This window comes from Mesorhizobium yinganensis (genome assembly GCF_040081985.1).
Lineage (GTDB): Bacteria > Pseudomonadota > Alphaproteobacteria > Rhizobiales > Rhizobiaceae > Kumtagia > Kumtagia yinganensis.
In genome coordinates this window covers 280897-306787 of record NZ_JBEBMH010000004.1, presented here as the reverse complement: position 1 = coordinate 306787, position 25891 = coordinate 280897, and the positions used below count along the sequence as shown (strand labels likewise).

At 63.9% G+C, this 25891-nt stretch carries 27 protein-coding genes; 18 read left to right on the top strand and 9 right to left on the bottom strand.

The window, feature by feature from the left end; all coding sequences use genetic code 11:
- Positions 1-3 precede the first annotated feature (3 nt).
- The 5 genes from ABMA59_RS11515 to ABMA59_RS11495 all read right to left on the bottom strand — a co-directional run bounded on the left by ABMA59_RS11515 (position 4) and on the right by ABMA59_RS11495 (position 4546).
- Positions 4-336, bottom strand: a complete 333-nt coding sequence (locus ABMA59_RS11515; protein ID WP_349005488.1) for a lipopolysaccharide assembly protein LapA domain-containing protein — start codon at positions 334-336, stop codon at positions 4-6.
- 96 nt (positions 337-432) lie between these two features.
- Positions 433-717, bottom strand: a complete 285-nt coding sequence (locus ABMA59_RS11510) for an integration host factor subunit beta (RefSeq protein WP_349005487.1) — start codon at positions 715-717, stop codon at positions 433-435.
- Positions 718-799: 82 nt separating this feature from the next.
- A complete protein-coding gene (sppA, locus tag ABMA59_RS11505) occupies positions 800-1756 on the bottom strand; it encodes a signal peptide peptidase SppA (protein WP_349005486.1) in 957 nt (318 codons plus the stop codon).
- 124 nt (positions 1757-1880) lie between these two features.
- A complete protein-coding gene (locus ABMA59_RS11500; RefSeq protein ID WP_349005485.1) occupies positions 1881-3308 on the bottom strand; it encodes an aldehyde dehydrogenase family protein in 1428 nt (475 codons plus the stop codon).
- A 146-nt stretch (positions 3309-3454) separates the two neighbouring features.
- Positions 3455-4546: a lactonase family protein gene (locus ABMA59_RS11495; RefSeq protein ID WP_349005484.1), complete on the bottom strand. Its 1092-nt coding sequence runs from the start codon at positions 4544-4546 to the stop codon at positions 3455-3457.
- A 201-nt stretch (positions 4547-4747) separates the two neighbouring features.
- On the opposite strand from ABMA59_RS11495, the gene ABMA59_RS11490 reads away from it, so the two are divergent.
- The 8 genes from ABMA59_RS11490 to ABMA59_RS11455 all read left to right on the top strand — a co-directional run bounded on the left by ABMA59_RS11490 (position 4748) and on the right by ABMA59_RS11455 (position 13044).
- Positions 4748-5299, top strand: coding sequence for a MaoC family dehydratase (locus ABMA59_RS11490; RefSeq protein WP_349005483.1), 552 nt, complete (start codon positions 4748-4750; stop codon positions 5297-5299).
- Between the two features lie 6 nt (positions 5300-5305).
- A complete protein-coding gene (locus tag ABMA59_RS11485; RefSeq protein WP_349005482.1) occupies positions 5306-6466 on the top strand; it encodes a CaiB/BaiF CoA transferase family protein in 1161 nt (386 codons plus the stop codon).
- A gap of 316 nt (positions 6467-6782) precedes the next feature.
- Positions 6783-7916, top strand: coding sequence for an ABC transporter substrate-binding protein (locus tag ABMA59_RS11480; protein ID WP_349005481.1), 1134 nt, complete (start codon positions 6783-6785; stop codon positions 7914-7916).
- 46 nt (positions 7917-7962) lie between these two features.
- Entirely contained in the window at positions 7963-9147 is a 1185-nt protein-coding gene (locus ABMA59_RS11475) for an ABC transporter substrate-binding protein (protein ID WP_349005480.1), read from the top strand.
- 293 nt (positions 9148-9440) lie between these two features.
- Positions 9441-10178: an ATP-binding cassette domain-containing protein gene (locus tag ABMA59_RS11470; protein WP_349005479.1), complete on the top strand. Its 738-nt coding sequence runs from the start codon at positions 9441-9443 to the stop codon at positions 10176-10178.
- Entirely contained in the window at positions 10171-10914 is a 744-nt protein-coding gene (locus ABMA59_RS11465; protein WP_349005478.1) for an ATP-binding cassette domain-containing protein, read from the top strand. The genes ABMA59_RS11470 and ABMA59_RS11465 overlap by 8 nt, the downstream gene beginning before the upstream one ends.
- 220 nt (positions 10915-11134) lie before the next feature.
- On the top strand, positions 11135-12076 hold the full coding sequence (locus tag ABMA59_RS11460; protein WP_349005477.1) for an ABC transporter permease: 942 nt from the start codon (positions 11135-11137) through the stop codon (positions 12074-12076).
- On the top strand, positions 12073-13044 hold the full coding sequence (locus ABMA59_RS11455; RefSeq protein ID WP_349005476.1) for an ABC transporter permease: 972 nt from the start codon (positions 12073-12075) through the stop codon (positions 13042-13044). The genes ABMA59_RS11460 and ABMA59_RS11455 overlap by 4 nt, the downstream gene beginning before the upstream one ends.
- Before the next feature lie 94 nt (positions 13045-13138).
- Here the strand turns inward: ABMA59_RS11455 and ABMA59_RS11450 are convergent, their stop codons facing one another.
- From ABMA59_RS11450 to ABMA59_RS11435, 4 genes are all read right to left on the bottom strand, one after another.
- Positions 13139-13426 (bottom strand): addiction module antidote protein, encoded by a 288-nt coding sequence (locus ABMA59_RS11450; RefSeq protein ID WP_349005475.1) that lies wholly within the window; start codon positions 13424-13426, stop codon positions 13139-13141.
- The gene (locus ABMA59_RS11445) at positions 13427-13636 is read right to left on the bottom strand and encodes a type II toxin-antitoxin system RelE/ParE family toxin (RefSeq protein WP_349005474.1); all 210 of its coding nucleotides are present in this window, start codon (positions 13634-13636) and stop codon (positions 13427-13429) included.
- Positions 13637-13762: 126 nt separating this feature from the next.
- Positions 13763-14602, bottom strand: coding sequence for an amidohydrolase family protein (locus ABMA59_RS11440; RefSeq protein WP_349005473.1), 840 nt, complete (start codon positions 14600-14602; stop codon positions 13763-13765).
- A gap of 77 nt (positions 14603-14679) precedes the next feature.
- Positions 14680-15465: an IclR family transcriptional regulator gene (locus tag ABMA59_RS11435; protein ID WP_349005472.1), complete on the bottom strand. Its 786-nt coding sequence runs from the start codon at positions 15463-15465 to the stop codon at positions 14680-14682.
- A gap of 170 nt (positions 15466-15635) precedes the next feature.
- Here ABMA59_RS11435 and ABMA59_RS11430 point away from each other — a divergent pair, with 170 nt between their 5' ends.
- The 10 genes from ABMA59_RS11430 (at position 15636) to ABMA59_RS11385 (ending at position 25642) form a co-directional block, all read left to right on the top strand.
- Positions 15636-16955, top strand: a complete 1320-nt coding sequence (locus tag ABMA59_RS11430; protein WP_349005471.1) for an ABC transporter substrate-binding protein — start codon at positions 15636-15638, stop codon at positions 16953-16955.
- 266 nt (positions 16956-17221) lie between these two features.
- Positions 17222-18118 carry a carbohydrate ABC transporter permease gene (locus ABMA59_RS11425; RefSeq protein ID WP_349005470.1) on the top strand — a complete coding sequence of 299 codons (897 nt, stop codon included), beginning with the start codon at positions 17222-17224 and terminating at the stop codon, positions 18116-18118.
- On the top strand, positions 18118-18984 hold the full coding sequence (locus tag ABMA59_RS11420; protein ID WP_349005469.1) for a carbohydrate ABC transporter permease: 867 nt from the start codon (positions 18118-18120) through the stop codon (positions 18982-18984). The genes ABMA59_RS11425 and ABMA59_RS11420 overlap by 1 nt, the downstream gene beginning before the upstream one ends.
- Before the next feature lie 181 nt (positions 18985-19165).
- Positions 19166-20263: an ABC transporter ATP-binding protein gene (locus ABMA59_RS11415; protein WP_349005468.1), complete on the top strand. Its 1098-nt coding sequence runs from the start codon at positions 19166-19168 to the stop codon at positions 20261-20263.
- Positions 20264-20276: 13 nt separating this feature from the next.
- Positions 20277-21395, top strand: a complete 1119-nt coding sequence (locus tag ABMA59_RS11410; protein ID WP_349005467.1) for a mandelate racemase/muconate lactonizing enzyme family protein — start codon at positions 20277-20279, stop codon at positions 21393-21395.
- Position 21396: 1 nt separating this feature from the next.
- Positions 21397-21726, top strand: coding sequence for an L-rhamnose mutarotase (locus ABMA59_RS11405; RefSeq protein WP_349005466.1), 330 nt, complete (start codon positions 21397-21399; stop codon positions 21724-21726).
- Positions 21727-21906: 180 nt separating this feature from the next.
- On the top strand, positions 21907-22974 hold the full coding sequence (locus ABMA59_RS11400) for a Gfo/Idh/MocA family protein (protein WP_349005465.1): 1068 nt from the start codon (positions 21907-21909) through the stop codon (positions 22972-22974).
- 1 nt (position 22975) lies between these two features.
- Positions 22976-23440 (top strand): MaoC/PaaZ C-terminal domain-containing protein, encoded by a 465-nt coding sequence (locus tag ABMA59_RS11395; RefSeq protein WP_349005464.1) that lies wholly within the window; start codon positions 22976-22978, stop codon positions 23438-23440.
- 147 nt (positions 23441-23587) lie between these two features.
- The gene (locus ABMA59_RS11390) at positions 23588-24319 is read left to right on the top strand and encodes an SDR family oxidoreductase (RefSeq protein WP_349005463.1); all 732 of its coding nucleotides are present in this window, start codon (positions 23588-23590) and stop codon (positions 24317-24319) included.
- A 39-nt stretch (positions 24320-24358) separates the two neighbouring features.
- Positions 24359-25642, top strand: coding sequence for an L-fuconate dehydratase (locus ABMA59_RS11385; protein WP_349005462.1), 1284 nt, complete (start codon positions 24359-24361; stop codon positions 25640-25642).
- The last annotated feature ends 249 nt before the right edge of the window (positions 25643-25891 follow it).

Below are 25891 nucleotides of genomic sequence, written 5' to 3'. Positions count from 1 at the left end.
CCCTCATGTGCCGGGCTTGGGCAGGGCTGTGCTGGAAACGGTGCGGTTCTGGCGCGCGGCGGCGTCGCGCGCGGCCTGTGCCTCGATGCCGCGCTGCCTGGCGGCCTTGCGATAGCGGCCCTGCTTGAACCAGGTGGCGAGGCTGCCGACGATCATGCCGACCGCAAGGGCGGCGAACAGCAGGAAGAACAGCGGCAATTGGATGGTCAGCGCCGGGTTGCCGGGATTGAACGGGTCGAAGGTGAAGGCCGCGGGCGTGCGGTTCGCCACAGCCAGCGCGATCAGGATGATGGCGAGCGGCACGAATACGACGACAAGCACGATACGATTGAACATGATCTTTCCAAGCTTGCGGCCGGTAAACGAGGATTTCCGGAATACGCCGTGTTCGGCCGGGCCTTCCGGCAATGACCTTATGCCGGCCAATTCGGCCTATTTTTCGGCGTTCAGCCTCTCGCGAAGCTCCTTGCCGGTCTTGAAGAACGGCACCCATTTTTCCTCGACCTCCACCGCGTCGCCGGTGCGCGGGTTGCGGCCGGTGCGGGCAGGGCGGTTCTTGACGGAGAAAGCGCCGAAGCCGCGAAGCTCGACACGATTACCTTCGGCGAGTGCGTCGGTGATCTCGTCGAAGATGGCACTCACGATGTTCTCGACGTCACGAAGAAAAAGATGCGGATTGCGAGTGGCGATGATCTGCACGAGTTCGGATTTGATCATGAGCGCTGTCCCCGTCAATTATTGTGTTCTAAACAGTAGGCGAATGATTTTATTTGTATTTTTCAATCAGGCTGGAGCCGTCTCAAGGGTGCCAGACTGATACGAGACCGTCAAGGAACAAGCGGTCACCACCGCTTTCGCGAAGAAACTCGCCGCCCGCGCCGGGAAGCCCGATCAACTGCCCGACGGCTTGCGCGGTCGCACGGCTGAACAGCCAGCTCGACTCATCGTCCTTGGGTTTCCATTCGATGACCTCCAGGGTGCCCGACACGCCCTTGCTGGACAGCCAGGCGATTGCCTCCTTCTCGCCGCCAAGCCCGTCGACCAGCTTCTTGTCGAGAGCCTGCCGGCCGGTGAACACCGAGCCGTCGGCCAGCGCCAAGACTTGCGGGCGCGTCAGCGGGCGGCGGTCGGCGACGAGACCGACGAACCAGTCGTAGCTGTCCATGATCATCGAACGCAGCATCGCCCGCTCTTCATCCGTGGTCGGGTTGAAGGGAGAAGGCTCGGCTTTTAATGGCGAGGATTTGACCTGGTCGAGCGTGATGCCAACCTTGTCCATCAGGCCGGTGAAGTTCGGGAACTGCGCCAGCACACCGATGGAGCCGACGATCGAGGTTTTGCGCGCCACGATGTGATCGGTCGCGCTGGCGATCATGTAGCCCGCTGACGCCGCAAGCGTGCCGACCTGGGCCACGACCGGCTTGGTGGCGGCAAGCGCGCGGACGGCGTCGAAGATCGCCTCGCCGCCGGCCGTCGTGCCGCCGGGGGAATCGATCGACAGGATGACGCCCTTGACGGTCGGTGCCTTGCTGATGTCGTCCAGCAGGGTCAGCAGGGCCTCGTCCTCGAGAATCGTGCCTTCGATCCTGACCTTGGCGATGTGGTTCACGGACTTGCCGGCGAACTCCGTGCCATAGAGCGCCATCGTCGTGCCGACGATGGCGATCGCGGCGACGAGCAGGGCTGCGACACGCCAGAAGGTGAGCTTGCGCCGCAGCCTGCGGCGATCGATGAGGTCGTCGGCGGTCGTCGCCATTGGCTTTCCTCGCGAGCGGGGGAAAGCCGTGTATCTAGCGCAAGTTACCGGCCCCGGCTACCGCCAATGAGGTGACGCGCCGGCAGATCGCCGGCATCGCCGCACCCCGCGCGGGCCGGATTCCTCAATCGCCGTAGCCGATGATGCCCTTGGTTTCGAGGAAGTCGTGGATGGCCCAATCGGCATATTCGCGGCCATTGCCGGACTGCTTGTAGCCGCCGAAGGGGGCGAACGTGTCCCACTCCGGATAGTTGATCGAGACCTGGCCGGCGCGCAGCCGCGCGGCCACTTGTCGCGCATGGCCGACATCCTTGGACTGCACATAGGCGGCGAGTCCATAAACCGTGTCGTTGGCGATCTGCACGGCTTCGTCCTCGTCGTCATAGGAGATGACCGACAGCACCGGCCCAAAGATTTCCTCCTTCTCGATCCGCATGCCGGGACGCACATGGCCGAAAACGGTCGGCCTGACATAATAGCCGCGGTTGAGATGACCGGGGCGGCCGTTGCCGCCGGTGACGACGGTTGCGCCCTCGGCGATGCCGCTCTCGATGAGGCCCTGGATCTTGTCGAACTGCACCTTGCTGACCACCGGGCCGAGTTGCGTATCCTCCGAGCGGGGATCGCCGACTTTGAAGGTTTCGGCGGCGTCCTTGGCGATCGAAAGCGCCTCGTCGTGGCGGCTGGCCGGCACCAGCATGCGTGTCGGCGCGTCGCAGGACTGGCCGGAATTGCCGAAGCAGCCCTCGACGCCTTTCTTCACCGCCTGGGCGAAATCGGCGTCCGAAAGGATGATGTTGGCGGATTTCCCGCCGAGTTCCTGGGCGACGCGCTTGACCGTGTCGGCGGCGGTTTTTGCGACGATGATGCCGGCGCGGGTGGACCCCGTGAACGAGACCATGTCGACGTCCGGATGGCCGGCCATGATCTGGCCGACGTCTGGGCCGGTGCCGTTGATCATGTTGTAGACGCCCTTGGGCGTGCCGGCCGCTTCCATGACCTCGGAGAAGATGATGCCGCTGATCGGCGCGATCTCGGAAGGTTTCAGCACCACGGTGCAGCCGGCGGCGATGGCGGGCGCCACCTTGCAGACGATCTGGTTGAGCGGCCAGTTCCATGGCGTGATCAGCGCGCAGATGCCGATCGGCTCCTTGACGACCATGGTGCCGCCGCGCTTTTCCTCGAATTCGTAGTCTTCCAGGGCCTTGATGGTGGCTTCCATATGGGCGCGGCCGGCCCAGGCCTGCGCCTCGCGCGCCCAGGTGATCGGCGCTCCCATCTCCTGGCTGACGGCCTGGGCGATGTCCTCGTAGCGCTCGTTGTAGACTTCCAGGATGCGCTTCAACAGCGTCAGCCGTTCGGCTTTCGTCGTCTGCGAGAAGGACGGGAACGCCGCCTTGGCCGCTGCCACGGCGCGGTCGACGTCGGCTTTCGAACCGACTGAAATTTTGGTGTAGGCCTCCTCGGTGGACGGATCGATGACGTCGAGCGTGGCCGGCACGACGGGATCGACCCATTTGCCGTCGATGAAGAATTTCGTGTGGTGGCTCATGCGGGCGTTTCCCTCATTGCTTTTGTCGTACCGCAGGATCGGACAAGGCGCCCTTGACCGCAAGCCGATAGGAACGACTCGGAAAGCCCGAAAAGCGACGTTCTAACGAACCAAACGGGGCGATGCCTACCGCAGGAACCGGAAAGTCAACCGGTGATCTTCACACACATAGGAGTGCCGATCCCAATGGCGTGGCCGGTGTCGGTCAGCCGCCCGGTTTCGGCATCGCGGGCAAAAATGCTGATGCGGTCGGCGTTCTGGTTGGCGGAGAACAGATGTCCGCCGGAGGGCGTCAGGCAGAGGTTGCGCGGGGTCGAGCCGCCGCAGGGCGTATAGTCGACCAGCGTCAGTTTTCCGGTTTCCTGGTCCACCGCGAAGATCGGGATCGAATCGTGGCCGCGGTTCGAACCGTAGAGGAAACGGCCGTCCGGCGACATCTGGATGTCGGCGCAATGGTTGTGGTCGCGCGCTTCCGCCGGCACGGCGGGTTTGGCATCGATGAAGGAAAATGCGCCGGTGTCGGCGTCGAGCGAGAGCGACACGACGGTGGAATCGAGTTCGTTCATGACGAAGACGAATTTTCCGTTCGGATGCAGCGCGATGTGGCGCGGACCGGCGCCCGGCTTCAGCACGGTCTCCCGCAGGGGCGTGAGCGATCCGTTGGCCTCGATGCGGTAGGTGACGAGGCAGTCGATGCCGAGATCGGCGACGATGGCGATGTTGCCGGCAATCGATTCGGTGGCGCTGTGGGCGTGGCTGCGCTCCTGCCGCGTCTCGTTGGGGCCGGTGCCTTCGTGGGCAATGCTGGCGAGCGGTGTGCTGAGGCTGCCGTCATCTATGCCGTAGACCACGACCGACCGGTCCGGGCCGCCGGACCCCATGCCGTAATTGGCGACCAGGAGTTTCGTGCCGTCGCGCGTGATGAAATTATGCGCGGTGATCGAGCCGAGTGTCGGCTGCTTGTTGATGTAGGTGAGGGCATTGGTTGCCCGGTCGAATCCGTAGGCTGACACCAGGCCCTCGCGCCAGGCGAACACTTCGCTGTTCGCGAATATTTTCGCGCCGTCCGGCGTCACGGACAGAAAGGTCGGGTTGTCGACCTCGTTCGTCTCGGCCAGTTTCGTCACGCCCAGCGTGTTTTCGTTAAAACTGTAGACGGAAAGCCCGACGCCGCGCGCACCCTGGAAGTACGGCGCCTCGCGGTTGAGCGACCCAACGAAAACCAGCAATTCGGCCATCTTTTCTTCCTCCCGATCGCGATGGTTTCGGCAGCCGCCGAGTCTTTGGCTAACAGCCGCCCGCCAGATTTCCTCGTAGGCAGAATGGCGACAACGGCGCTTGCAAACAAGCCCCATATGTGAAAAACATATTCATGAGAGAAGATCGCAGGGAGGAGCCGTGACCCATCTCGCATCGATGACGCGCGGCCTCGTTAGGCAATGACAGGTTTCGCGCCGACCATCGGCGTCTCGTCGACGCATCCGTCCGACATGCCCGAAAGCCACGCCGAAATACCGGTGTGGAACGCGGAGAACTGGTTCTACGAGGACTGGCCGGTCGGCCAGAAAATCCGCTCGCTGCGCCGCACCATGGCCGAGGGCGACAGCCATCTGTTCAACACGCTGGTGCTGGACATCCACCCCTATGTGCAGGACCGCATGTTCGCGGAGAAGGAAGGCATTTTCGGCCAGCGGCTGATCGCCGGCGCCTTCGTCTTCTCGGCCGGGCTGGGGCTGGTCGCCACCAACTGCATCAACGCCTTTTCCTACGGCTACGACAAACTGCGCTTCATCAAGCCGGTGTTTGTCGGCGACACGATCTATTCGATCCGCACCAACCTCGACAAACGCCCGAAATACAAGGACCTCGGCCTGATCCGCGCTTCCTACGAAGTGTTCAAGGGCGAGGGCGAACTGGTGCTCTACTGCGAGCATTTGCAGACGGTGAAATACAAGAACCCGGCGGATTTCGCCGGCAAGACCGAGAAGTAATTTTTTATGAGCGAAACCGAACTCCCGCTGTCGGGCCTCGTCGTCGTCGACATGAGCCAGTTCCTGTCCGGCCCGTATTGCTCGCTGCGCCTGCTCGACCTCGGCGCGCGGGTGATCAAGATCGAGCGGCCGGATGGCGGTGACCTCTCGCGCCGGCTGTACCTCAGCGATACCGAGATCGGCGGCGATTCCACCATCTTTCACGCCATCAACCGCGCCAAGGAGAGTTTCGCCGTCGACCTGAAGGACGAGGCGGACCTGAAGGCGCTGCGTGGCCTGCTGGCCAAGGCCGACGTGCTGATCCAGAATTTTCGGCCGGGCGTCATCGAGCGACTCGGACTGGACTACGAGCATGTGAAGGCGATCAATCCGCGCATCGTCTATGCCTCGATCAGCGGCTATGGCGAGGAAGGACCCTGGGTGAAGCGGCCAGGGCAGGACCTGCTGGCCCAGTCGCGCTCGGGCGTGATGTGGCTGAACGGCGATGAGGACCAGGGACCGGTGCCGTTCGGGCTGGCAATCGGCGACATGCTGGCGGGCGCGGCCTGCTGCCAGGGCATTCTGGCGGCACTGGTGCGGCGCGGCATTTCCGGAAAGGGCTCGCATGTCGAGACAAGCCTGCTGGAGGCTCTGGTCGACTTCCAGTTCGAGGTGCTGACCACGCATCTGAACGACGGCCGGCGCCTGCCGCGCCGCTCGTCCTTCCGCTCGGCCCACGCCTATCTGTCGGCGCCTTACGGTGTCTATCCGGCCAGGGACGGCTTTTTGGCGATCGCCATGACGCCGATCCCGAAACTGGCCGGGCTGCTCGGGCTGGATGACGAGCTTTCGGCCTATAGCGACAAGCCGGCGACCTGGTTCACGGCGCGTGACGAGATCAAGGCGATCATCTCGCAAAGGATCGGCACGAAAACCATCGACGAATGGCTGGCGGTGCTGGAACCGGCCGACATCTGGTGCGCCAAAGTGTTGAACTGGCCGGAACTGTTCGAGAGCGACGGCTTCAAGGTGCTGGACATGCTGCAGACTGTTACGCGCGAGGATGACGTGTCGATCCTGACCACCCGCTCGCCGCTGCGCGTCGACGGGGTGCGGCCGAAGGTCGATCGCGCCGCGCCGCTGGTGGGCGAGCACAGCGCAAAGATCCGCGCGGAGTTCGGGCTGTGATTGCGCTGCCCCTCACCTGCCTGCCGGCTCACCTCGGGATATGGGAAGCGAGGAGTTGGTTGGCGTCGCATTCCTTCCAACACCCCTCATCCGACCTCGCTTCGCTCGGCCACCTTCTCCCACAAGGGGAGAAGGTGAGTTTCGGGCCAACCTCACCGGTAGTCGCCTACGTTCGAGATTTGCGGAGGCGAGGCGGCAGCGCTCTCCCTTCTCCCCTTGTGGGAGAAGGTGGCCGAGCGAAGCGAGGTCGGATGAGGGGCGTTGGACGGAGTGCGGCATATGTCGTTCTCTCCATAAACTATGGGGAGACCTTCCCATGACCACCCTCAGGGGCATGACCTGGAGCCATCCGCGCGGCTACGACCCGATGGTCGCCTGTGCAGAACTCTGGAAGGAAAAGACCGGCGTCACGATCGACTGGGACAAGCGTTCGCTGCAGGATTTCGAATCCTTCCCAGTTGAAGAGTTAGCCAAGGCTTACGATCTGATCGTCATCGATCACCCGCATGTCGGCCAGATCACTGCCGAAAACTGCCTGGCGCCGCTGGACGTGCCCGGCCGCGAGGCCGAGCGCGCGGCGCTGGCCGAAGCGAGCGTCGGCCAGTCCTATCCGAGTTATACGTGGCAGGGCCGGCAGTGGGCGTTCCCGATCGACGCGGCGAGCCCCGTGCAGGCTTATCGACCGGATTTGCTGGCGCGGCCGGTCGAGAACTGGAGCGAGGTTCTGGACCTTGCGCGGCAGGGCAAGGTGCTGCAATCGCTGCGACCGCCGCATTCGCTGATGATGTTTTTTACGATCGCCGCCAATCTCGGACATCCTTGCGCGGTCACAGGCCCCGGCGACCTGATCGACCCGGCCGCCGGAGAGCGTGTCTACGGGATAATGCGGGAATTCTTCGCACTGCTCGATCCTGCCTGCCTGTCGATGGACCCCATCGCCGTGTCGGAGAAGATGGCGGAAGCGAATTCGCCCCATGTCTGCGCGCCGCTGATCTACGGCTACGTCAGCTATGCGACGGACGGGTTCCGGCCACGCAGGCTGGCCTTTGCCGACATGCCGGTGGCGGGCGGCGCGGGGCTGGCCGGCTCGGCGCTCGGCGGCACCGGCATAGCCGTTTCGGCGTTTTCCAAGGCCAGGGATGCGGCGATCGATTTCGCCTATTGGGTGGCAAGCGGCGACATCCAGCGCGGCCCCTATGCGGCGGCCGGCGGTCAGCCCGGCCATGCGCGGGCCTGGGAGGATGAGACGGTCAATTCCGCGACCCACGGCTTTTACCGCGACACGCGAAAAACGCTGGAAGGCGCGTGGGTTCGCCCGCGCCACGACGGCTACATGGGTTTTCAGCAGGCTGCGTCGGACCGCATCAATGCCGGCCTTGCGGTGGACGACGCGGCGCGGACGGTGGTGTCCGATATCAACCGGCTGTTCCGGGAAAGTTTTGGAAAATAGCCGGCCGGCATCAGCCGGGCGGTGGACTGCAACGGAGGAGAAGACGATGAATGGAATGCTTCGCGGCCTTCTGGCCGCAACTGCCTTGATCTCGATTGCCACGGCCGCAAATGCCCAGGACGTTTCGGCTGTCATCGGCGGCCTGCCCGCCGACCTGAAGGCGCAGTATGAGGGAGCGCCGCAAAAGGTGCTGCCGTCCGCCTGGGACAATTTCACCCCGCCGGCAAAACCCTGGAAATGGTGCCATTCCGAGTCCTACCAGGGCAATCCGTGGCGCGTCTCGGTGACCAATGAACTGAAGCGTCTGGTCGACGGCCTGATCGCAGACGGCACGGTGGCGAGCTTCGAGGTGTCGGACAGCAACAACGACGCCGCCCAGCAGATCAACCAGATCCGCGCCTTCATCGACAAGGGCTGCTCGATCATCACTTCGATCCCCGGCTCTTCCACCGCGCTGGACGAGGCGATCGACGCCGCGGCCGCAAAGGGCATTCCGTTCATCACCGCCGCCGGTTCGGTCACCAGCCCGAACGCCATCAATGTCGATTCCAACTATGCCCGCTGGGGCTATGACATGATGACGGCTATAGCCAAGGCCAAGCCGGACTCCAGCATCCTGCTGGTCGAGGGCATCGCCGGCCACCCGATCGTCGTGCAGGAGCGCGAGGGCGGTGACAAGGCTCTGGCCGAGAATCCCGGACTCAAGATTGCCCGCTCGGTCAACGGCAACTGGACGGCCAACGTCACCAAGACGGTGGTGCTGCAGGCGATCGCCACCAACCCGGCGCCGATCGACGCGGTGTGGACGACCGGCAGCGAGAGCCGCGTCGTCGCCGAGGCGTTTTCCGAGGCCGGCCGCCCGGCGCCGCTGATCACCGGCTCGATCACCGGGGACGCGCTCGGCTACTGGAAGGCCAATCCGGAAAAATACCGCTTCGAGGGCCACGCCGTGCTGCCCGGCTGGACCGCGCAGACGCTGTTCCGCGTCGGCATCCGCATGCTCGACGGCCAGAAGCCGAAGCTGAACACGCTGCTGATCCCGATCCCGCCGGTCCACAATGCCGACCTCGACAAATGGTACAAGGACTGCATGACGCCGGACGCCGTGTCGGTCTTCCCGGTGCCGCCGGCCGACCCGATGCCGGAAGAATGGCTGGATGCGTATTTCAGCAACCCCGCACCGAGCCAGGGCTGGGATTATGCGAAGGTGCCCGACGCCTGCGCGAAGTGAACGGCATGAAGCAATTGGGAGCCGGCTCCTGGAGGGCCGGCTCCGTTATCTTATGAGGCTTTATGAGATGTCGGGCGCCCTGTCGCACCCCCCTCTGTCCTGCCGGACATCTCCCCCTCAAGGGGGGAGATTGTGCCGACCGCTTTGGCTTCGCCAGTCATCGAGGGTGCAGAAGATGCGCCGCGAGCGAAGCTGCCAATCTCCCCCCTTGAGGGGGAGATGTCCGGCAGGACAGAGGGGGGTGCGACGGGGCGCGGACTGTCACGATATTCTTTCAACATCCGGACCTCTCCATGCTTGAAGTCCGCGCCGTCTCAAAACGTTACGGCGAGACCGTCGCGCTGTCGGAGGCTTCCATCGGCTTCCGCGCCGGCACGATCCACACGATTCTTGGGGAGAACGGCTCCGGCAAAAGCACGCTGGTCAAACTGCTGTCCGGCATCGTGCAGCCGGACGCGGGAGAAATCCTGCTTGGCGGAAGACCGTTTTCGGGGCGCGTCCCGGCGACATTCCAGGCGGCGGGTTTCGCCACGGTTTTTCAGGAGGTGCTGATCGCGCCTGACCGCTCTGTGACCGACAATATTCTTCTTGGCCTCGACGGGCTGCTGAAACGCACCGTGCCGCGTGGCGAACGCAAGGCGCGCGCCGAAGCGGTGCTGGCGCGGTTCGCGCGCACCCATGTGCCGCTGGATGCGCCGGCGGGCCTTTTGCCGCTGGCCGCGCAGCAGCTCGTGGTGCTGGCCCGCGCCGTGGTGCGGAACCCAAAAATCCTGATCCTCGACGAGGTGACCGCCGCGCTCGACTTCGCCGATCGCGAGGCGGTGTTTTCGCTGATGCGCGAACTGGCGGGGCAGGGCACGCTGATCCTGTTCATCACCCACCGCATGGACGAGGTGATGGGCCTCTCCGACCGCATCTCCATCCTGCGCGGCGGCAAGGTGGTGCGCACCGAGGAGCGCGGCGTCTCCACGCCAGCCGAACTGCTGAAAGCCATGGCCCCGCAGACGGCGGCGGAGCTTGCCCATGCCTGACCGCGCCGCCTTGCATATCGACGGCGTTGGCCTGAAACCGGGCAGGGCGGCGACCTCTCAGACCATTGCCGGAGGCGAGATCGTCGGTCTCGCGGGCCTCGACGGCCACGGCCAGGAGACGTTCCTGAAAATGCTGGCCGGGCTGGAAGCGCCTGCGGCAGGCGCGATCTCGATCGAAACGGCCGGCCGCAGCGCCCCGGTCACCGGCTTCCGTAAGGCGGTCGCGAGCGGCATCGCTTATCTGCCGCGCGACCGGCGCGCGACCGGTATCTTTCCGACCCAGTCGGTGCTCGACAATTTCGCCATCTCGACCGTCGGCAAGGATGCGCGGATCGGCCTGATCAGCACGGCCGAGCGGCGCCGCCGCTACGAGGTTTTTCGAGAAAAACTTTCGATCCTGGCGCCAAGGCCGGATGCGGCGATCACCACCCTTTCCGGCGGCAACCAGCAGAAGGTGCTGCTGGCCCGCGCGCTGGCGCTGGAGCCGAAAGTGCTGCTGCTGAACGATCCCACCCGCGGGGTCGACGTCGCCACGCGCCACGTGCTCTACGACGTGTTTCGCGGGCTCGCGGCCGAGGGCATGGCGCTGGTCATCCTCTCCAGCGAGATCGAGGAGATTCTGGTGCTCTGCCATCGCGTGCTGGTGTTTCGCGAGCATGAGGTGACGGCGGAAATGTCCGGCGATGCGATGACCACCGATGCGGTGATTGCCGCCATGTTCGGGAGGGCGGCGTGATGGCTTTGGTTTGCGCTTCCTCGCACCCCCCTCTGTCCTGCCGGACATCTCCCACTCAAGGGGGGAGATCGCACCGACCGCTTTGGCTTCGCCAACCGTCGACCTTGCAGACCGGGTGGAAAGGCCGACACTGCCAATCTCCCCCCTTGAGGGGGAGATGTCCGGCAGGACAGAGGGGGGTGCGAAGGAACTCTGTCCTTAGAAATGAGCGAGGCCCGGTATGATCGGGTCGCTCTTCCGTAACGCCGGCTTCGCGCTGATCCTTCTGGTAGTGCTGCTTGCGGTAAACCTTGTGCTCAACCCTGCGCGGTTCCATCCCGCCGCCTGGGGCACGCTGATCGGGCTGGCGGCGCCGCTGATCGGCGCGGCGGCGGCGTCCGCGCCGGTGATCCTGGCGGGCCGCGGCGGTATCGACATTTCCGTCGGGCCTCTGATGGGTTTCGTCAACGCCATCGTCATCCAGGCGCTGTTCCTCAAGGCCGGCATTTCCTCGCCGTGGATCATCCTGCCGGCCGCACTCCTGGCCGGCGCGGCGGTGGGTGCGGCCAACGGTTTCATGGCGACGGTGCTGCGCATCCAGCCGATCGTCGCCACGCTCGGCACCTATCTGATCCTCGCCGGCGTGACCCTGACCATCCTGCCCGCGCCGATCGGCCCGGCTCCAGCCTGGCTGAAGGCCATGGCGGGGCCGATCTCGATCCTGCCGCTGGCTGCGATCTTTTTTGTCTGGTGGCTGGTGCGCCAGACGCCTTACTACGACCAGCTCATGGCCGTCGGCAGCGACGACCGTGCCGCCTATACGGCCGGCGTGCCGGTCACAAAAGTGCGGTTCATCGCCTATGTGATGACCGGCATCCTGGCGGCCATTGCCGGCCTGATGCTGACCGCGCTGATCGGCTCGGCCGACCCGAATATCGGGCCGACCTACACGCTGATCGCCATCGCGGCGGTGGCGCTGGGCGGCGTCAGCCTCGCCGGCGGCAAGGGCGGGCTGGTCGGCGCGGCGATCGGCGCCGTCGACATTTTCCTACTGCAGAGCCTGCTGACGGCCTTCAACGTGTCGACCTATGTGCTGCAGGTCGCCTACGGCACGATCCTGGTGGCCGCCGTCATGCTGACCGCCGTGCAGGAGCGCCTGTCGGCGAGGAGGGCCGCGCGATGAGGTTGGATCGAAGTTTCTTCGCCAGCACAAATGGCCGCATCGCCGGCGCCTTCGCCGTCGCGATCCTGCTGCACGTCGTCGGCACGCTGCTGATCCCCGGCTATTCCGCGCCCTTCGCCATCCGCGCCATCCTCGTGCTGGCCGCGCTGCTGGCGGTCGCCTCGATCGGCCAGACGCTCGTCGTGATTCTTGGCGGCATCGACCTGTCGATCCCGTTCGTCATCGGTTTCGCCAATGTCGTGGCCGCGCAGCTTTACGGGCAGGGCTGGAATTTTGTCCTCGTTTGCGGCGTGGTCGGGGTGCTGGCAATCGTCATCGGCGGGCTCAACGGCCTGATTTCGCGCGGCCTGAACATCCATCCGCTGATCGTCACGCTGGGCATCGGGATGATCGTGCAGGGGCTGGTGCTGCTATGGACGAAGGGGTTTCCGTCGGGCTCGGCGCCGCCCGCCGTCTCGGCCTTCGTGTCGATCGGCGGCTCGGTCGGCCCGCTTCCGGTTCCGTGGCTGGTGCCTTGCGTTGCCGTGCTGACAGCGCTGATCGCGCTGGTGCTGGCGCGCACGCCGTACGGACGGCGGCTCTACGCGCTGGGCAGCAATCCGGGCGCCGCGCCGCTCGCGCTGATCGACCCTGTGAAAATGTGGGCAGTCACCTACGCGGCCAGCGCCTTTTTCGCCGCGGTCGCCGGCGTGCTGCTGCTCGGCTTTACCGGCTCGGCCTATGGCGACGTCGGCCAGCCCTACCTGTTCCAGACCATCGCGGCGGTGGTGGTGGGTGGCGCCGCACTGGTGGGCGGACGGGGTAGCTATCTAGGCACGATTGCAGGTGTGCTGGTGCTGACCGAGATCAATACGCTGCTGATCGGGCTGGGTTTCCAGCCGGCGGCTGTGCAGGCGGCCCTCGGGCTGATCATCGTGCTACTGGTCTCGCTCTATGGCCGTGAGCGGCATGTGAGCACGACGATTTAGGTTAAGTGATGGGGACAGTTTAATTTTTTCCGCCAGCGCCAACCTTGAAATGCATCCGCCCTTCTGCGGAAAGAAAGTAAACTGTCCCCTGCCGCTATTCCGCCGCCAGTGTGGAAGGCTCGATACCGAGGCGCTTCAACACATCCAGAAGCGTCTCTAGGTCCGGGTCGGTATCGTCGACCAGCGCTTCGTAGAGCTTCTCGCGTGGTATGCCGGCCTCTTGCGCTATGCTCGCCATGCCGCGCGCGCGCGCCACTACGCCTATCGCATCGGCAATATAAACGGCGTTGCCGGTTTCCAACGCATCGGCCAGCAGCTCGCGCTGCGACTCGTCATCATCGAGATAGCGCGAACCGTCGAAGGGATAGGTTTTGAGCGGCATTCATACCTCCTTGGCGAGCGTGAGCGCGCGTCGGATATCGCGTTGTTGCGTGGACTTGTCGCCACCGCAGAGCAGGATGAAGAGTCTACTCCCGTGGCGAACGAAGTAAAGCCGGTAGCCCGGTCCGTGGTCGACACGCATCTCGCCGATACCATCCAAATATTTGACGTCGCCAAGCAGGCCCGACCGCGCCCTGTGGCGGCTCTGCAAAATACGGCGTCTGCCGAATGTCCGACAAGTTGCCGAGCCAGGCCAAAAAATCGGCAGTCTCGACAACTTCGAACATCTGGTCAGCCACCTACTTGCTACGCTGAATGTTGCATGTGCGTTGCGAATTCAATTCAACCCCCATACCCGCTTCGCATTGCCCGAAAACAGCTTCGTCCGCTCTTCCGCGCTGGCGCCGGCGACCAGCGCCTGTGTCGCAGCGATCCAGGTCGACAGGCCGCCGCCCAGCGTGCAGACCGGCCAGTCGCTGCCCCACACCACGCGGTCCCAGCCGAACACGCCGATCGTGTGCTCGACATAGGGGCGGAGCGTCTCGACGGTCCAATTGTCGGGATCGGCATAGGCGATCACGCCCGAAACTTTTCCGATGATATTGGGGCGTCGCGCGATCTCAGCCATGGATTTGCGCCACGCATCGATGTCGCCGGCCTTGATGTCCGGCACGCCGCAATGATCGAGCACGAATTGCACGTCAGGCGCCAGGTCGATTAGGGCCATCGCCCGTTCATGCTGGTGTGGGAAGACGCAGAGATCGAAGGTCAGGCCGGTGCCGGAAAGGCGCTTGATGTTCTGGCGAAAGGTGGCGCCTTCGGAAAGGTCGTCGGGCAGCGTGTGGAGGATGCGGCGCAGCCCCTTGACGAACCGGTTGGCACGCACTTTTTCGAGATACGCGGCGAAGTCGCCATTTTCCGGCCGGCCGGCGGCGATCTTGCCGACCAGCAGGCTGCCGGGTTCCCTTGCCTTGGCGGCGACATAGTCGATCTCGGCCTCGATGTCCTCCGGCGCGACATCGACCTCCATGTGCAGCGTCTGCGAGATGCCGCCGCGCTTGGCCTCCCGGGCGTATTCCTCGTAGGAGAACGTGCGGTTGAGCGCCGGCGCGCCGGAGAGCCACGGATAACGCAGCGCCGACTGGTCGACGATGTGCAGATGGGTGTCGATGATCATTCTGGTCCTCCCTGACCGGTAGGCTGTTTGCTCACAGAAGAATTGAGCCTTCAAATAAGAAACTGGAGTGGTGCGCTCTACAAGACTTGCTTCACGTCCGAGCCCGCCAGCCGGGACAGCTGTTCGGCGGTTGCCAGCAATAGCTCGATGGTCTGGGTGATGTCCGGCGCAGACGACAGGTTGACCAGCGTGATATAGGGCACGGTGAGTGCCGCGATCGCCTTGCCGTCCGGGCCGAGCACGGGCGCGGAAAGATTGTAGACGCCGGCCGTCTGCAGGCTCGCCATCATCTCGTAGCCTCGGTCGCGGATCTGGTCGAGCCGGTTGAAGAACTCCGGCGGCTGGGCCGGTTTTTCCGTGCTGCGCAGTTGCTCGGAAATCATCATCTCCCGTTCTTCCTGCGGGCGAAAGGCGAGCAGCACATGGCCCGAGCCGGTGTCGAACAGGCTGATATGCGAGCCGACGCGGATCGAGATTCCCCAGTATCCCGGTGCTTCCTGCTGGGCGATGACCACGGCGGACCCACGGTCGAAGACCACGAGCTGGTTCGCTTGCCGCGAGGTTTCCGCCAGTTCGCGCATCAGTGGCGTGGCGTAGGAGACCAGCCGGCGCACCGGCGCGTGCAGTTGTGCCAGCCCGAACAGTTTCAGCGTCAGCGAGTAGCGGTCGCCGTCCGGCTTGGTCACGTAGCCGCGTTTCACCAGCCGGTCGAGCATGCGGTAGAATTCGTTGGGGCTGCGGCCGAGCCGCTTGGCGATTTCCGCCTGGGTCAATCCGCCGTCGACGCCGGCCAGCAGTTCGAGGATGTCGAGGCCCTTGTCGAGCGCCGGGGCGCGATAGCGGTCCGATTCCTCGTCTTCCATTCTGAAAATCCTCCCCTGTGAATTCTTGCCTGCATATACGCACAAAGCAATCGCCAAAAGCAATTCGAGCTTGACCGATCCGTGAAAATGATCTTTGTATATGAATGAAGCGCTCATTCGTGAGACGCTTCCATTTTGACGCGGCGTGGCCGCGCCCCAGGGAGGATCGGATGAACAGACTGCTTTCCGGCGTGTCGGCCGGGGTGATTGCATTGGCGCTCGGCGCGGGCGCGGCGTTCGCGCAGGACCTGCCGGGCAAGTTCGACGGCGTCACCATCGACGCAAAACTGATCGGCGGACAGCAGTACGAGGCGCTCTACGCGCGTATCGCCGACTGGGAGAAGGCGACCGGCGCAAAGGTCAACGTCATCTCCAAGAAGAACCATTTCGAGCTGGACAAGGAGATCAAGTCCGACATCGCCACCGGCTCGATTTCCTGGTGCGTCGGCTCCAACCACTCGTCCTTCGCGCCGCAATATCCCGGCATCTACACCGACCTGACGGCACTGCTGCCGAAGGCCGAGATCGACGCCTTCGTGCCGGCCAACATCGCGGCCTCGACCATCGACGGCAAGCTGGTGATGCTGCCGCGCGCGCAGTTCGACGTGTCGGCGCTCTATTACCAGAAGAGCCTCTACAACGACGAAGCCAAGAAGAAGGCCTACAAGGAAAAGACCGGCGAGGAACTGACCCCGCCCGACACCTGGGAAGAGGTGACGAAGCAGGCTGAATTCTTTGCCTCGCCGCCGGATTTCTACGGCACCCAGTTCGCCGGCAAGGAAGAGGCGATCAACGGCCGCTTCTACGAGATGGTGATTGCCGAGGGCGGCGAATATCTCGACAAGGACAAGAAGCCGGTCTTCAATTCGGAAGCCGGCGTGCGCGCGCTCGACTGGTTCGTCAACCTCTACAAGGCCAAGGCCGTCCCGGCCGGCACCACCAACTATCTGTGGGACGATCTCGGCCAGGGTTTTGCCTCGGGCACGGTGGCGCTCAACCTCGACTGGCCGGGCTGGGCCGGTTTCTTCAACGACCCGAAGTCGTCCAAGGTCGCCGGCAATGTCGGCGTAAAGGTTCAGCCGAAGGGTTCGTCGGGCAAACGCACCGGCTGGGCCGGTCACCACGGCTTCTCGGTCACCGAAAGCTGCGCCAACAAGGAGGCCGCCGCCTCGCTCGTCTGGTGGCTGACCAACGAGGACAGCCAGAAGCTGGAAGCCGCCGCCGGCCCGCTGCCGACCCGCACCGCGGTCTGGGAGTGGGACATCCAGCAGGCTAATGGCGATCCCTACAAGACCGAGGTCTTGAAGGCCTTCCAGGAAGCCGCCGCGAACGCCTTCGCCGTGCCGCAGACGCCGTCCTGGATCGAGATCTCCAACGCCGTCTATCCGGAACTGCAGGCCGCGATCCTCGGAGACAAGACCTCCAAGCAGGCGCTTGACGACGCGGCAGCCAAGGCGACGCAGATTCTTCAGGACGCGGGCGAGCTTTGAGTCACGCCCTCACCCTCCCCCTTGTGGGGAGGGTCGCGGAGCAACCCGTTCGGCACGAGCGGGATTGCGATGCGGGGTGGGGTCAGTGCGGCAGTGCTCCATCCTGAGGCAGCCCCACCCGTGGGCAATGCTTATGGAAACTATCCGATCCGATCCGGCTTCGCCGGGTCGGATCATTTGGCAGTGCGAGCTCATATGAGATTGCGCTTTCCCAAAGGCGGAGGGTGTGGTCGTCGCTCTACGATCATGAGAAAAACAGGACCCCAATGAAAGGCTGGAGACCCTCGGCACCAACTCTTCTGCTTCTGCCGGCGATCGTCGTGCTGGCGGCGGTGGTTGTCGTGCCCTTGCTGCTCTCGTTCTATTCCAGCTTCACGCCGTTCAGGCTGACCAAGCCCGACACGTTCTTCGTCTTCGTCGGCTTCCGCAACTACGTCACCATTCTCTCCGACTGGAATTTCTGGGTCGCCTTCGGCCGCACGGTGCTGCTGCTGACTGTCGCGCTCAATCTCGAAATGCTGCTGGGGCTCGGGCTGGCGTTGCTGGTCGAGAAGGCGACACGCGGCCAGCGTGTGCTGCGCACGCTGATGATGTTCCCGATGATGTTTTCGCCGATCCTCGTCGGCTTCCAGTTCAAGTTCATGTTCAACGACAACATCGGCCTGGTGAACAACGCTTTGCAGGCGCTGGGCCTGACCAACAACGCGATCCCCTGGCTGATCGAGGGGCATCTGGCCTTCATCGCCATCTCGGTCGCGGAAATCTGGTCGTCGACCTCGGTCTTCGCCATCTTGATCCTTGCCGGCCTGCTCGCCATGCCGAAGGAGCCGATCGAGGCGGCGCGCGTCGACGGCTGCACGCCGTGGCAGACGTTCCGCTACGTGGTGTGGCCGTTCGTCATGCCTTTCGCCTACATCGCCATGACCATCCGCTCGCTCGACGTGGCGCGCGCCTATGACATCGTGAAGATCATGACGGATGGCGGCCCGGCCGGACGCACCGAGCTTTTGTGGACGCTGGTCGCCCGCACCGCTTATTCGGATGCACGCATGGGCATGGCAAATGCCATGGCCTATTTCTCGATCCTGCTGTCGATCCTGTTCACCGTCTATTTCTTCCGCAAGCTGGCAGCCGCCCGCTCGCAGATCGGGGCCGAGTGGTGATGGACGACAACGCCTCCGCCGCGCTCAAGCGCCGCATCCTGAAGATCGCGCACCTCGCCGGCCTTTTTCTGGCGATGCTGATCATCTGCATGCCCGGCTTATGGATCGTGCTGTCGTCGCTCAGGCCGACGGTCGAGATCATGGCCAAGCCGCCGGTCTGGATCCCGCAGGAACTGTCCTTCGACGCCTATGTCTCGATGTTTTCCGGCATCGGCAAGGGCGGCATCCCTGTACTCGAATATTTCCGTAATTCGCTGATCATCTCGGTGACCTCGACGGTGATCGCCATCGCCATCGGCATGGCCGGCGGCTACGCCTTTGCCCGCTACCGGTTTCGCGGCAAGTCCGGCATGTTTTTGGGGTTGATGCTGACGCGGACCGTGCCCGGCATCGCGCTGTCGCTGCCGCTGTTCTTCGTCTACGCGCGCCTCGGCATCATCGACACGCATTTCGGCCTGATCCTCGCCTATGTGGCGCTGAACATCCCCTTCACCATCTGGCTGATCGACGGTTTCTTCCGGCAGGTGCCGAAGGATTTGGCGGAGGCCGCCCAGATCGACGGCTGCACGCCGTGGCAGGCATTCTGGCAGGTCGAGTTCCCGCTGGCCGGCCCCGGCATCGCCTCGGCGGGCATCTTCGCTTTCCTGACCTCGTGGAACGAGTTCGCGCTTGCCTCGCAACTGACGCGCTCGGTCAATTCCAAAACCTTGCCGGTCGGCCTGCTCGACTACACGGCCGAGTTCACCATCGACTGGCGCGGCATGTGTGCGCTGGCCGTGGTGATGATCGTGCCGGCGCTGACCCTCACCTTCATCGTCCAGAAACATCTCGTCGGCGGCCTGACGTCGGGCGCGGTGAAGGGGTGATGCACATGGTTCTGCTGTATCCACACTTCACCCCACCCGCCTCGCTTCGCTCAGCACCCTCCCCATCGAGGGGAGGGAGGGGCGCCAAGCTTGCCGACCTCCTCCCCCTCGACGGGGGAGGTGGCCCGAAGGGCCGGAGGGGGTGGCAAATCCAGCGTAGCAAGCAACAAAGAGCCTAATCATGGCCACCGTCTCCCTTCAGAAACTCGAAAAACGCTACGGCGCTACGCCGGTCGTGCATGGCATCGACCTGGAGATCGCTGATCGTGAATTCATCTGCCTGGTCGGCCCCTCAGGCTGCGGCAAGTCGACGACGCTGCGCATGATCGCCGGGCTGGAGCCCATTTCCGGCGGCGAGATCAGGATCGGCGGCAAGGTGGTCAACGAACTGCCGCCGCGCTCGCGCAACATCTCGATGGTGTTCCAGTCCTACGCGCTCTATCCGCACATGACGGTGCGCGAGAACATGGGCTTTTCGCTGAAGATCGCTGGGCGGCCGCAGCCCGAGATCGACAAGGCGGTCGCGGAAGCCGCGGCCATCCTTGGCCTGGAGCAGTTGCTGGAGCGCCGGCCTTCCCAGCTTTCCGGCGGCCAGCGCCAGCGCGTCGCCATGGGCCGCGCCATCGTGCGCCAGCCGCAGGTTTTTCTCTTTGACGAGCCCCTGTCGAACCTCGACGCAAAACTGCGCAGCCAGGTGCGTACCGAGATCAAGAAGCTGCACGCCCGCATGCAGACCACAATGGTCTACGTCACCCATGACCAGGTCGAGGCGATGACCTTGTCCGACCGCATCGTCATCATGCGCGACGGCCATATCGAGCAGGTCGGCACGCCGGACGAGGTGTTCAAGCGCCCAGCCACCCGCTTCGTCGCCGGTTTCATCGGCTCGCCGCCGATGAACCTTTTCGAGGCGACGGTGGCCGATGGTGGGCTCGCCTTCCCCGGCGGCGCGACGCTGCCGCTGCCGGCGCGCTTCCGGCAGAATGTTTCAGCCGGGCAGAAGGTGACCTTCGGCCTGCGCCCGGACGACGTCTATCCCGTTGGCCACGGACTGCATGCCGGCGATGCGGCAGACCTGCATTCGGCGGAGTTCCAGGTCGCCGTCACCGAACCGCTCGGCAATGAGACGCTGGTGTTCGCAAGTTTCGACGGCAGGGAGTGGGTGTCGCGCATGCTGAACCCGAAACCGTTGAAACCGGGAGAACGGATCGCGATGAGTCTGGACCTGAGCCAGGCGCATCTGTTTGATGCCGCAACCGGCAAAACGCTGAGACGCTAGGGAGGGCGACAGGATGGCGAGGATCGAAAAAGTCGAACTGCGGATGGTGGACCTTGTTCCCAAGGTCGTGCGCACGGACGCCATCCAGAGTTTCGTCAGCCAGGAAACGCCGATCGTCACCATCACCGATTCCGACGGCGCGACCGGCACCGGCTATTCCTACACGATCGGCACCGGCGGCTCGTCGGTGATGCGGCTGCTCGCCGACCACCTCGCCCCGCGCATCATCGGCGACGACGCCGACATGATCGAGGCGATCTGGCACAAGCTGGAATTCGCCACCCACGCCACCACCATCGGCGCGATCACGGCCATCGCGCTTTGCGCTATCGATACCGCACTCTGGGATCTGCGGGCGAAGAAACAGAAGCTTCCGCTGTGGAAGCTGGCCGGTGGTGCAAAAGACCGCGCGCCGCTCTACACGACCGAGGGCGGCTGGCTGCATATCGAACCCGAAGCGCTGATCGAGGATGCCTTGGCCTCCAAGGAAAAGGGTTTTCGTGGCTCGAAATTCAAGATCGGCAAGCCCACCGGCGCCGAGGATTTTGCTCGCCTATCCGCCGTCCGCAAGGCGGTCGGCGACGACTATGAGATGATGACCGACTGCAACCAGGGTTTTGCGGTCGACGAAGCGATCCGCCGGGCAGGGCGTCTGCGCGAGCTCGACCTTGCCTGGATCGAGGAGCCGCTGCCGGCCGACGACATCGACGGGCATGTGCGGCTGAACAATTCGACGTCAACTCCTATCGCCGTCGGCGAATCGCTCTATTCCATCCGCCATTTCCGCGAATACATGCAGAAGGGCGCCTGTTCGATCGTCCAGGTTGATGTCGGCCGCATCGGCGGCATCACGCCCTGGCTGAAGGTGGCGCATGCGGCGGAAGCCTTCGACATGCCGGTCTGTCCGCATTTCCTGATGGAACTGCATGTCAGCCTGGTCTGCGCCATCCAGAACGGCAAATATGTCGAGTATATTCCTCAGCTCGACGATCTGACCGGCAAGCGCATGGAGATCGTCGGCGGCCACGCGCTGGCGCCCTCCGAGCCCGGCATCGGCATCGACTGGGACTGGGATGCGCTGAAGCGGTTGAGCGTTGCCGAGTTCACCAGAGAGATTTTGGGGAGGAACTGACATGCAGCGCATGGGAAGCATTCTGGGCGTCAAGCCCGAGGCAATCGCCGAGTACAAGCGCATCCACGCCGACGTCTGGCCCGAGGTTCTGGCGACCATCGCCGCCTGCGGCATCAAGAACTACACGATCTTCCTGAAGGAGCCGGAAAACCTGCTCTTCGCGTATTTCGAATATCACGGCACGGAGTTCGCCGCCGACTCGGCGAAAATGGCGGCCGATCCGAAGACGCAGGAATGGTGGTCGATCTGCATGCCCATGCAGGCCCCCCTGGAGACTCGCCGGGAAGGCGAGTGGTGGGCTGAGATGGAAGATGTGTTTCATGTGGACTAACGCCGACATTTCCCTCCCCCTTGAGGGGAGGGTGGCCGCGAAGCGGCCGGGTGGGGTCGCCGCGGCAGTGCTCGGCGCTCCTTCTTCGCTCGTAGGATTAGGTCGGCGCGCTGCCGCGCGTACCCCCTCTGGCCGCTTCGCGGCCATCTCCCCCGCGAGGGGGGAGAGGAGGTCGACGCCATGACCTTCTCCCCAGCCTCCCTCGCCCAATCCTGGCCCGCTCCGTCCAATCCCCGCCCCGTCGTCACCTTCGGTGCGGGCTCGATCGTCGGCGACGCACATTATCCGGCCTACCGGAAAAGCGGCGTGCAGATCGCTGGGCTCTACGACCCCGACCACGCCAAGGCCGAAAAGCTCGCCGCCGCCTGGGGCGTCAAGTCTTTTGCCTCGGTGGCCGAGGCCGCCGCCGTCGAGAACGCTATTTTCGACCTTGCCACGCCGCCCGACCGTCATGCCGAGGTGCTTGCCGCTCTGCCGGACGGCGCCGCCGCTCTGATCCAGAAGCCGATGGGCGCCGACCTTGCCGGCGCAACCGAAATCCTGAAAATTTGCCGGCAAAAGAAGCTGATCGCCGCCGTCAATTTCCAGCTTCGTTTCGCGCCGATGATGCTCGCCTTGAAGGACGCCATCGCAAAAGGCTGGCTCGGCGAGGTGGTGGATTTCGATGCATGGCTGGCGCTCGATACGCCTTGGCATCTGTGGGAATTCCTGCTCAAGGCGCCGCGCGTCGAGATCGCCCTGCATTCGATCCACTACCTCGACCTGATCCGCCAGCTTCTCGGCGATCCACGCGGCGTTCACGCAAAAACGCTCGGCCATCCCAACCACAGCGTCGCGCAGACGCGCACCAGCGCCATCCTCGACTATGGCGAACGGCTGCGCTGCAACCTGTCGATCAACCACGACCACAAGTTCGGCCGCAAATACCAGGCCTGCGAGTTCCGCGTCTGCGGCACAGAGGGGGCGGCCTATCTGAAGCTCGGCGTCAATCTCGACTATCCAAAGGGTGAGCCCGATATCCTGGAAATCTTCCCGAAGGGCGGCGACGGCTGGGTGAACGTGCCACTGAAGGGCACATGGTTCCCGGATGGTTTTGTCGGCCGCATGGCCAATCTGCAGCGTTTTGTGGCCGGCGAAGATTCTGAATTGGTGAGTTCGGTCGAGGACGCCTGGAACACCATGGCGCTTGTCGAGGCGGCGTACCAGTCGAGTGCCGACCCGGCAACGCCCCTAGCTGAAAGGCCCTGAAATGGAGCAGGTCACCTATTTCGAGGACTATGAGATCGGTTTCTCGCGCACGACGCTGGGGCGGACGATCACCGAGACCGATTTTATCGTGCATGCGGGCCACACCGGCGACTTCTTCCCGCACCACATGGACGCCGAATACATGAAGACGACGCCGTTCGGGCAGCGCATCGCCCACGGCACCATGGTGTTTTCGATCGGCGTCGGCCTGACGGCGAGCGTCATCAACCCGGTCGCCTTTTCCTACGGCTACGACCGGCTGCGCTTCATCCGGCCGGTCTTCATCGGCGATACGATCAAGACGCGCGCCACCATCACCGCCAAGGAGGACGATCCGAAGCGCTCGGACGCCGGCCGCGTGATCGAACGCAACGAGGTCATCAACCAGCGCGGCGAGGTCGTGCTGGCCGCGGACCATATCTATGTCGTCGAGAGGCGGGAAAAGCGAATAGAAAGTAGCGAATAGCGAATAGGGAGTAGCGAGTAGGGACATAAGACTCGCGATTGTTGTCGCGCCTCAAGCATCCGTTACTTACTATTCGCTATTCGCTATTCGCTATTCGCTATTCGCTATTCGCTCACTACAACCCAAGACCACAGGAAGCTATTCCGCATGACAGACCTCACTGGAAAGATCGTCCTCATCACCGCCGCCGCGCAGGGCATCGGCCGCGCCTCGGCGCTCGCGTTCGCCCGCGCCGGTGCCACGGTGCACGCCACCGACATCAATGACCAGGCGCTGGCCGAGCTCGCGGGCGAGAAGAACATTTTTGCCCGCAAACTCAATGTGCTGGACGACGCCGCGGTCAAGGCGGCGGTCGCCGAGATTGGCCGCGTCGACGTGCTATTCAACTGCGCCGGCTTCGTCCATGCCGGTTCGATCCTGGAGATGCCGGACGCCGACCTCGATTTCGCCTTCGACCTCAACGTCCGCGCCATGGTCCGCACCATCCGTGCCGTGCTGCCCGGCATGCTGGAGCGCGGCGACGGCGCCATCGTCAACATGGCTTCGGTCGCTTCCAGCATGAAGGGCGTCCCCAACCGCTTCGCCTACGGCGTCACAAAGGCGGCCGTCATCGGGCTGACCAAATCGGTGGCTGCCGACTATGTCGGAAAGGGCATCCGCTGCAACGCCATCTGCCCCGGCACGGTCGAGAGTCCGTCGCTGCAGGACCGCCTGCGCGCCCAAGGCGACTATGACGCGGCGCGCGCCGCCTTCATTTCACGCCAGCCGATCGGCCGCATCGGCGCACCAGAGGAAATTGCCGACCTCGCCGTTTATTTAGCCGGCGCGACCTACACGACCGGCCAGGCCTGTGCCATCGATGGCGGCTGGACCATCTGAGCCCTTTCGACGATTCCCGGGCAGACTAAGGGACAAAAGATGACCCGCATAACCGGCCTGCGCACCCACGATCTCCGTTTCCCGACCTCGCAGAGCCTGGACGGGTCGGATGCCATGAATCCCGATCCGGATTATTCCGCCGCCTATGTCGTGCTGGAAACCGACGACGGATTCGAGGGCCACGGCCTGACCTTCACCATCGGCCGCGGCAACGACATCTGCTGCATGGCCATCAAGGCGATGACGCATCTGGTGGTCGGGCTCGAACTGGACTGGATCCGCGAGGACCCCGGCCGCTTCTGGCGGCATGTGACCGGTGACAGCCAATTGCGCTGGATCGGCCCGGACAAGGGCGCCATGCATCTGGCGACCGGCGCTGTGGTCAATGCGGTCTGGGACCTGCTCGCAAAACAGTCCGGCAAGCCGGTGTGGCGGCTGGTCGCCGATATGAGCCCGGAAGAGATTCTTAAGATCGTCGACTTCCGCTACCTGACCGACGCGATCACGCCGGACGAGGCGCTAGAAATCCTGCGTCGCGCAGAGCCCGGCAAGGCGGAACGCATCGCCATCCTCGAGCGCGAGGGTTACGCCTGCTACACCACGTCGGCCGGCTGGCTGGGTTACGACGACGCCAAGCTGCGCCGGCTCTGCCAGGAGGCGGTCGATGCAGGTTTCAACCATGTGAAAATGAAGGTCGGCCGCGATTTGCAAGACGATATTCGCCGGCTAACGATCGCTCGCGAGGTGCTCGGCCCCGACCGTTTCATGATGATCGACGCCAACCAGGTATGGGAAGTCGGGCAGGCGGTCGATTGGGGGAAGAAGCTTTCTTTCGCAAAACCCTATTTCATCGAGGAACCGACCAGCCCTGATGACGTTGCCGGCCACAAGGCCATCCGCGAGGCGGTCGCTCCTGTGAAGGTCGCTACCGGCGAGATGTGCCAGAACCGCATCATCTTCAAGCAGATGATCGCCGGCGGCGCCATCGACATCGTGCAGATCGACGCCTGCCGCATGGGCGGGCTGAACGAGGTGCTAGCGGTGCTGCTGATGGCCGCCAAATATGGCTTGCCTGTGTGGCCGCATGCCGGCGGCGTTGGCTTGTGCGAATATGTGCAGCACCTGTCGATGATCGACTATCTCTGTGTTTCGGGCACGAAGGAGGGTCGGGTGATCGAATATGTCGACCACCTGCACGAGCATTTTGTCGAGCCCTGCGTGATTGAAAACGCCGCCTACATGCCGCCGAAACTGCCGGGGTTTTCGATCGAGATGAAGCCGGACTCTATCGAGGCGTATGAGTTCGGGAAGGTGCTTGAATAGGTGCGTCCTTCGAGGCTCGCCTTTCCAGATTGTAGCTCGAATGATGGTCGCCGTGCGGGCTCGCGCCTCAGGATGAGGACCGGCTGGGCTGCAGCGTTCACCCGCACCGACGGCGCAGGCACATTCATCTGGTGCCGGCGGCTATGATTTCGGCAATGCCAAGTAACGAACCGTTCCGCGTCAAGGAATGAAGCGCTCTTGCCTCGGCGATTGGCGGCCCGGCTCCGCCCGTCCTCATCCTGAGGTGCG

Excerpts from the sequence above, each read along its gene's own strand:
- ABMA59_RS11465 (WP_349005478.1), top strand. The coding sequence starts at position 10,171 with ATGCCTGACCGCGCCGCCTTGCATATCGACGGCGTTGGCCTGAAACCG.
- ABMA59_RS11470 (WP_349005479.1), top strand. The coding sequence starts at position 9,441 with ATGCTTGAAGTCCGCGCCGTCTCAAAACGTTACGGCGAGACCGTCGCG.
- ABMA59_RS11395 (WP_349005464.1), top strand. The coding sequence starts at position 22,976 with ATGGAGCAGGTCACCTATTTCGAGGACTATGAGATCGGTTTCTCGCGC.
- ABMA59_RS11400 (WP_349005465.1), top strand. The coding sequence starts at position 21,907 with ATGACCTTCTCCCCAGCCTCCCTCGCCCAATCCTGGCCCGCTCCGTCC.
- ABMA59_RS11430 (WP_349005471.1), top strand. The coding sequence starts at position 15,636 with ATGAACAGACTGCTTTCCGGCGTGTCGGCCGGGGTGATTGCATTGGCG.
- ABMA59_RS11480 (WP_349005481.1), top strand. The coding sequence starts at position 6,783 with ATGACCACCCTCAGGGGCATGACCTGGAGCCATCCGCGCGGCTACGAC.
- ABMA59_RS11460 (WP_349005477.1), top strand. The coding sequence starts at position 11,135 with ATGATCGGGTCGCTCTTCCGTAACGCCGGCTTCGCGCTGATCCTTCTG.
- ABMA59_RS11475 (WP_349005480.1), top strand. The coding sequence starts at position 7,963 with ATGAATGGAATGCTTCGCGGCCTTCTGGCCGCAACTGCCTTGATCTCG.
- ABMA59_RS11390 (WP_349005463.1), top strand. The coding sequence starts at position 23,588 with ATGACAGACCTCACTGGAAAGATCGTCCTCATCACCGCCGCCGCGCAG.
- sppA (WP_349005486.1), bottom strand. The coding sequence starts at position 1,756 with ATGGCGACGACCGCCGACGACCTCATCGATCGCCGCAGGCTGCGGCGC.
- ABMA59_RS11435 (WP_349005472.1), bottom strand. The coding sequence starts at position 15,465 with ATGGAAGACGAGGAATCGGACCGCTATCGCGCCCCGGCGCTCGACAAG.
- ABMA59_RS11490 (WP_349005483.1), top strand. The coding sequence starts at position 4,748 with ATGACAGGTTTCGCGCCGACCATCGGCGTCTCGTCGACGCATCCGTCC.
- ABMA59_RS11450 (WP_349005475.1), bottom strand. The coding sequence starts at position 13,426 with ATGCCGCTCAAAACCTATCCCTTCGACGGTTCGCGCTATCTCGATGAT.
- ABMA59_RS11500 (WP_349005485.1), bottom strand. The coding sequence starts at position 3,308 with ATGAGCCACCACACGAAATTCTTCATCGACGGCAAATGGGTCGATCCC.
- ABMA59_RS11485 (WP_349005482.1), top strand. The coding sequence starts at position 5,306 with ATGAGCGAAACCGAACTCCCGCTGTCGGGCCTCGTCGTCGTCGACATG.
- ABMA59_RS11385 (WP_349005462.1), top strand. The coding sequence starts at position 24,359 with ATGACCCGCATAACCGGCCTGCGCACCCACGATCTCCGTTTCCCGACC.
- ABMA59_RS11455 (WP_349005476.1), top strand. The coding sequence starts at position 12,073 with ATGAGGTTGGATCGAAGTTTCTTCGCCAGCACAAATGGCCGCATCGCC.
- ABMA59_RS11420 (WP_349005469.1), top strand. The coding sequence starts at position 18,118 with ATGGACGACAACGCCTCCGCCGCGCTCAAGCGCCGCATCCTGAAGATC.
- ABMA59_RS11410 (WP_349005467.1), top strand. The coding sequence starts at position 20,277 with ATGGCGAGGATCGAAAAAGTCGAACTGCGGATGGTGGACCTTGTTCCC.
- ABMA59_RS11515 (WP_349005488.1), bottom strand. The coding sequence starts at position 336 with ATGTTCAATCGTATCGTGCTTGTCGTCGTATTCGTGCCGCTCGCCATC.
- ABMA59_RS11415 (WP_349005468.1), top strand. The coding sequence starts at position 19,166 with ATGGCCACCGTCTCCCTTCAGAAACTCGAAAAACGCTACGGCGCTACG.
- ABMA59_RS11440 (WP_349005473.1), bottom strand. The coding sequence starts at position 14,602 with ATGATCATCGACACCCATCTGCACATCGTCGACCAGTCGGCGCTGCGT.
- ABMA59_RS11495 (WP_349005484.1), bottom strand. The coding sequence starts at position 4,546 with ATGGCCGAATTGCTGGTTTTCGTTGGGTCGCTCAACCGCGAGGCGCCG.
- ABMA59_RS11405 (WP_349005466.1), top strand. The coding sequence starts at position 21,397 with ATGCAGCGCATGGGAAGCATTCTGGGCGTCAAGCCCGAGGCAATCGCC.
- ABMA59_RS11510 (WP_349005487.1), bottom strand. The coding sequence starts at position 717 with ATGATCAAATCCGAACTCGTGCAGATCATCGCCACTCGCAATCCGCAT.
- ABMA59_RS11425 (WP_349005470.1), top strand. The coding sequence starts at position 17,222 with ATGAAAGGCTGGAGACCCTCGGCACCAACTCTTCTGCTTCTGCCGGCG.